1 protein-coding gene is annotated in these 4,509 nt (G+C 52.0%); it reads right to left on the bottom strand.

Annotated elements, in window-relative coordinates:
• Nucleotides 1-4,509, bottom strand: a 4,509-nt coding sequence (locus tag AKL11_RS00480; protein ID WP_172807218.1) for an ATP-binding protein, incomplete at both ends; no start/stop codon positions are given.

The following is a 4,509-nucleotide window of genomic DNA, read 5'->3' as shown; positions in this document are numbered from 1 at the left end:
GTTTTTCAGAGGCGATATCCAGGGGATTAACAGTCCCATCGCGCCATGAGATTTCTCGCTCAAGTACCCTCCCGTTTTCAGAGAGTCTGGTTTCAAAAAAATTGAGCCGATAATAGGTGATATCATAAGGAACTTCCGGGAAATATCGTGTCACAAAATAATGTTGAGTTTCAATGATGTCACCAAACTCATAGTCACATCCACCGAAGTCTCTAACGGACTGGTTAGGGATCTGGCCACCGGGGCTGCCCAATCTCATGTGGGTGATCTGCAAAAGTTGTTGGGGAGAGAGGTTGTCTGGCACAGTCCACTCCCTCTGGTTGAACTGCAACTGCCGGCCCAACTTGACCATTACCGGCGTCGGTACACCCGGGACACTGTTCACGATGCATTCGTATTCCTGCCGCTTCAGCTCCATCTCCTGTTGCTTTCTTCGTTGCTCTCCACCGTCCTGAATCGAGGGTAATGGTTTGACCAGCGCTCGAATCGCAAGCCACTGTTGTTTCTGAAAAGCGTCCGGCCATTGAGCCACAGGCTTCGTTGCTAAATGCCGGGCCGATGTCAACAGATCGTCCAGCGCCAGTTGCAGCGGGCTTTTCTGGACCTCAAGGGTATGACTCAGTTGGTCAACATGACGGGCCAGCCAGCAGGGCAAAAACTCTGGAATACCTGGTGTCTGTTGCAAAATGCCTTCCAGATCAGATAAAGCCAGGGGCGCAAGCCGAACCTGGGTACAACGACTTTTCAAGRCGGCACTCAGCCCTTCCCGACCGGTAAAACTGCCCGGGTTGACCGTGGCAAACAAACGGAAGCCCGCAGTGGCCTGACCCGTCAGAATGCCATTAAATAACCCTTCCAGATAACGGCTGGGAATCAAGTTCAGTTCGCTTATGGCGACGGGGGCTCCCCGGCTCATGGCGGTTTTAACATGGCTCTCCAGCTGATGCCACTGGTTTGGGTTGGCAGTAATATGGGTATACGACTGCGAAATGTCACCTGATTGCTGACCGAGGTACAGCTTTATCGTGTTATCCAGTAGAAAATCTTTGCCCCAACCCGCCGGGCCTTCCACCAGTAGAGCGATTTTACCTTTGTCATCTTTATCCATGCTTTGCCAATAGCTATAAACCAGCTTCTGCATAGAAGCAGGGGCAAGGTTGGCATTGGGATACCTCTTCCGAAAATCCCCGATAAAATGGTTAAATGCCTGATCGACACCGCGAAGCAGTGTTTCATCCTCCGGAAACTGTCCCAGACACCAGGTATTCAGGGCCGCCAGATGGCGTTGCTGTTTCAGTGGCACCGCGCCCGCGAGACTGTCCATAAATGCTCGCCGGATCAGAGCATTGACCTGGGCTGCTTCGGGTTCTTCCTGAATGGCCTGATCCGTGCGCTGGTAGTGGTGTTTTAGAATCTGTCGTATCGTAGCCAGTACATCGAGAAGATCCCGGGGCGTCGCCAAATCGTCAGGAACCAGCTCTTTATAAAAGTGGAAAAGGGTGAGCATTCGTTCGCAAGCCTGCTGTCGGCGCTCTGCCGACCAGTGTCGAGGCAGTCCGGGCTCGAGGACGGAAGCGATCAAGAGGTCTTCCGGTAACGGCGTATAAAACAGCGTGGGAATCACTGAAGCCAGAGCAGAATCCAGATGACGCCCTTCATAATGATCCGGGTTGCCGGTGAGGATAATTCGATGCTTCTCTGTCAGAGGGTAGGCATAACCGCGATAATGGATCACCGCAGGTGTTTCCGTTACGCCCACAAGAGGAGAGAGTACGCCATCTACCGCAAGGTTGGCTTCATCCAACACCAGCAGTGGGGGATTTTTATTGAGCGCCCATTGCAAAATCGGACCCTCACAGAACGCTGTCCGCCGGTCTGTGCTGCTGGCACCATCGACGCTTACCAACTGTAAACCACCAAACAGTGACTCCTGGGTGCTATTAGGTCCTACCTGAATCACCTGACAGTTCTGATAACCAGCTCTTGCGGCTACCTTCTGGGCCGTAAAGGTTTTCCCGGCACCGGGTTCGCCCAGCAATAAAGCGGCGCCAAACGTCTGAATAGTGCTGTCCAAGCATATCAGTTTTTGTTCCTGGTGAGCCTGAGTATGTCGACGACTGTCCAACAAAGTTTTTGGAAGATCCTGATACAGCGCTGGCAAGCGACCACTACTGAAGCATGCTTCCAGCTGTGATTGGATGAGATGTTCTTTTTTCAGGTCAGGGCAATTCATAGCCTGAATTTGTACTATCTTACGTTCCAGGAAACACCGCGTTTCACTGATGGTGCGTTCCGGTAGCAATTCATTGCGGCAGGCTTTCAGACAGTCTCTGAGGGTTGAGCGGAGTATGCCATTGTAAAGTGGTAAGGCCTGAGCTTCGTACACACGGACCTCCAGCAATTTTGCCATAGCCTGCTGCCGGGACTTTCTGGCTGCAGCCACCAGGTAAACAGCCAGTTTACGGACAGATCGTTCGTCCACCTCATGCAAACTCGTGATGGAAGCGTGCACATCGGCAGGGCAATGGCGGGCCAGACGCCAGAAATCCGCCCTGACCGCTTTCAGATCCGGGCTGGAGTGTTGCTCCAGCCAATCTGAAAGGGCACTTTGATTGGCTTGTGTATCGTTGTTTTTATCCGGATAGTATTGGGCAATCTTTGCCTTGATAAACCCATAAACCTCCGGATGACCACGGTAAGCCTTTGCCAGCAAGAGATGTAATGCCTTACGCTGATGACAGGGCTGCACCTGATGGCAACGGTCCTGCCGACGTTCTGCTTCCACTTGTTGATCAAAGCGTTTTTTAAAGGTGTTCGCCGACCAGGGAGGCTCATGCGGATAACGCTTCTGATGATCGCGGGGGAGATTCTCAAGTAGTTGGTAAACTGGCTCCTTTGCTTCCTGCCTGTATGCCCGGCCTGAGGCCAATGCGTAGTCTATCAGGGAGGAACCGGTGGGACTTAATTGTTCTGGGCAGGTCAGTATTATCCGGGCCTTGGGCAGCTCAATCCGGTGCCCGTTCAGAAAGAGGTAAGGCTGGCGCAACAACAGGGTTTCCAGACAGGCCGCAAAGGTTGGATTGCATTCAAGTCCCGTAAAGATAACCGGCTTGCCCCTGATCAGGCAGTCCATTAATTCACTATTGCTTATGCTGAAGGTAAGGCCCTTCTCGCTGTCCAGCTGAACACTTTGCAGGGAGTCGAGCGAGTCGCTGGAGTGCACCCTGTAATGGAAAGCACTGGTCAATCTGGAATTGCGACCCACTGTTGACTGGCGGAATGAATCCCGGAGTATTAATTGTTCAACGGGCAGATTTTGAAAGAGTAACGGGCGCTTATTGGCCGGCAATTGCTCAATCTGCCCCAGTAGCCACAACCACTGGGTCTCCTTGAGCTGGCCAGTGATGACCAATTGGCGGCGTCCTTTCATTAAACATGCCAGCCGGTTAACACGCACCACTTTATGATTATTTACCCGAAAGTCGGTCTTTACCTCCTCAAGGGAGCAGACGTTAACACACACGAATGACTCATGAGGCTTAAAGGTCTCAGAATCCGCAGCCATGTACTGATTAATCAGCGTTTCCAATTCTGAAAAGTCAGCATCCTCTTTGGAAAAGCTCAGATGCCCAGGCAGGCAACACCACTGACCGTTAGCTTCAAAGCCACCGGTTCTTACCGCATCGGCCAGTGTTGTCCGGAAGCGCTCGTTCTCCCATGGGGCATTCTGCAGAATCAGGTGACTGGCATCCGGTAATCGGGAAAGGGCACCTTCAGAAAAGTTCAGCTGACCATATTCGTTCAGGGCAATACCGCCAAACAGTCCGTGGTGCCAATCACTGAATGTAGAAAAATCGATCCGTTTGACCGGCTGATCAGTCGGTGGTTTATCCCGATGTACACTGGCCAGAACGTCCTCATCACTCTGAGACGTGTTATCGTGAACGATGGCAGGAAGCACCTGATGGTTCATTTGTCTCAGGCGACGCCAAAGGTCCGGATTAGCGGGTTGCTTACCACTGAGCATATCCTCACTGACCAGAAAAACCCTTTTTACTCCACAGCCCAGAGGCTGGCCATTGCAGGAGGGGGGCGCCTGCAGCAAATCGTTGAAACTGGCAATGTCGCCGGGATGGAAGACGGTGAGATCAACAATCAAGGTCAGAGGTTCATCGCCAAATAACCGGCCTGCCTTTGTTTGCAGTTTTCCGTTATCCAACCGGGTTTGTTGCAGCAAGCCCGATTGCTCCATATCGTCCGGAGAACGAATCATGATCACGGAAAAGGGGGGCTGGGTACGTCGGAGCTGATCGCACACCCATTGGCGGGATAATGGATCATTGGCGAAATAAAACACTCCGGTGGACTGCGGTGCCTGGTGAGCAGCCACCGGGTATTCAGGCAACGCACTTGCCTGTTTCAGCTTATTTGATGGGCTATGGTCTATTATTCGGGCTTTACGTTTCGCTAATAAAGTGAGCTTATTAGAAGAAGTAGAAATAACATTAT

It is taken from the genome of Endozoicomonas ascidiicola, assembly GCF_001646945.1.
GTDB classification, from domain to species: Bacteria; Pseudomonadota; Gammaproteobacteria; order Pseudomonadales; family Endozoicomonadaceae; genus Endozoicomonas; species Endozoicomonas ascidiicola.
This window is presented reverse-complemented; position numbering and strand designations above follow the sequence as displayed.